2 protein-coding genes are annotated in these 1,606 nt (G+C 69.5%); both read left to right on the top strand.

What is annotated here, in order from left to right; translation table 11 throughout:
• On the top strand, nt 1-1,148 hold a 1,148-nt coding region (locus tag AC1VAN_RS21295), incomplete at its 5' end, for a protein-disulfide reductase DsbD family protein (RefSeq protein ID WP_480986690.1).
• The coding region (locus tag AC1VAN_RS21290) for a TlpA family protein disulfide reductase (protein ID WP_480986689.1) at nt 1,145-1,606 on the top strand (462 nt) is incomplete at its 3' end. The genes AC1VAN_RS21295 and AC1VAN_RS21290, both read left to right, overlap by 4 nt.

The raw sequence follows: 1,606 nt of genomic DNA, 5'->3' as shown, positions 1-1,606 counted from the left end.
CCTGCGTGCTGCCGATCCTGTCGCTGAAAGTGCTGAGCCTGGCGCAGAGCGGTGAAAGCGCCGAGCGCGCCCGCAGCCATGCCATGTGGTACACGCTGGGCGTGCTGGTCGCCTTTGCGGTGATCGGCGCGCTGATGGTCGGCCTGCGCATGCTCGGCAATGCGGTCGGCATCGGTTTCCAGCTGCAGCATCCCGGCGTGGTCGCGGCGTTGGCCTACATCATGTTCGCGGTGGGCCTGAGCCTGTCCGGCGTGTTCACCATGGGCGGCGGCATCGGCAACTTCGGCCAGTCGCTGGCGCGACGCAGTGGCCCGGCCGGCGACTTCTTCACCGGCGTGCTGGCCTGCGTGGTCGGCAGTGCCTGCGTGGGACCGTTCTTCGGCCCGGCGGTGGCCTATGCCTTCGTTGCACCGCCGGTGGCGGCGATGCTGGTGTTCCTGTTCCTCGGCCTGGGCCTGGCCCTGCCGTTCCTGCTGATCGGCTTCGTGCCGGCGCTGGCCCGTCGCCTGCCCAAGCCGGGCCAGTGGATGGAAACCCTCAAGCACGTGCTGGCCTTCCCGATGTACGCCGCCGCGTTGTGGCTGCTTTGGGTGCTGGGCAAGCAGCGCGGCGTGGATGGCATGGCGCTGGCGCTGGGTGGCCTGCTGCTGCTCACCGGCGGCCTGTGGCTGTTCGAGCGCAGCCGCTGGCGCAGCCAGCGCGCGGCCGGGCTGCTGGGCGTGCTGCTGGTGATCGCCGCGCTGGTGCCGGTGTGGGCGGTGACCCAGCTGGCACCGCCGGCGCGTGCCGCGCAGGCGAGCAGCGAGAACGTGGTGGATTATTCGCCGSAGATGCTGGACCGCCTGCGCGCSGACAACCGCGTGGTSTTCGTCAACATGACCGCCGACTGGTGCGTGAGCTGCAAGGCCAACGAGCGCGCGGTGCTGTCGCGCCCGGAGTTCAAGGAACTGCTCAAGCGTACCAACGCGGTGTACATGCGTGGCGACTACACCAATGTCGACCCGCAGATCACCGCGTTCCTGGATGAGCACAAGGCCGTGGGCGTGCCGCTGTACGTGGTGTACGGCCCCGGCGCCCCGCCGACGGTGCTGCCGACCCTGCTGACGCAGGCGCTGGTGGAAGAAGCACTGCTGCGCACCGCGCGATGAAGTGGCAACGGCCAGCGCTGCTGTGGACAGCAGTGCTGGCTGCCGGTCTTGGCCTATGGGCCGGCAACCGGCTGGCGCCGGAGCCGGCGACGGAAGCTGCAGCGCCTGTTGCGGTATCGCCGCCGGCGCTGCCGATGCTGCGGCCCGGTGATCCGCTGCCGGCGCTGGTGCTTGCCGATGCTGAAGGTCACGCGCTGGATATCCACGAACGCTTCAAGGGCCGCCCATTGCTGGTCAATGTGTGGGCCAGCTGGTGCGGCCCCTGCGTGGAAGAGATGCCCGAACTGGCCCGCTTTGCCGAGGGCCAGGGCGCACACGGCGTGCAGGTGTTGGGCCTGGCACTGGATACGCCGGACGGCGTGCGTGATTTCCTGCAGCGAGTGCCGGTGGACTATCCCATCGTGCTCGATACCCCCGGCCCACGCGATGCCAGCGTGCAGTTGGGCAACGCGCAGGGT

It is taken from the genome of Stenotrophomonas sp. 05L44_2 (assembly GCF_056665995.1).
Note: the sequence above shows the minus strand (reverse complement) of the source record. Positions and strands in the feature narration are given on the sequence as shown.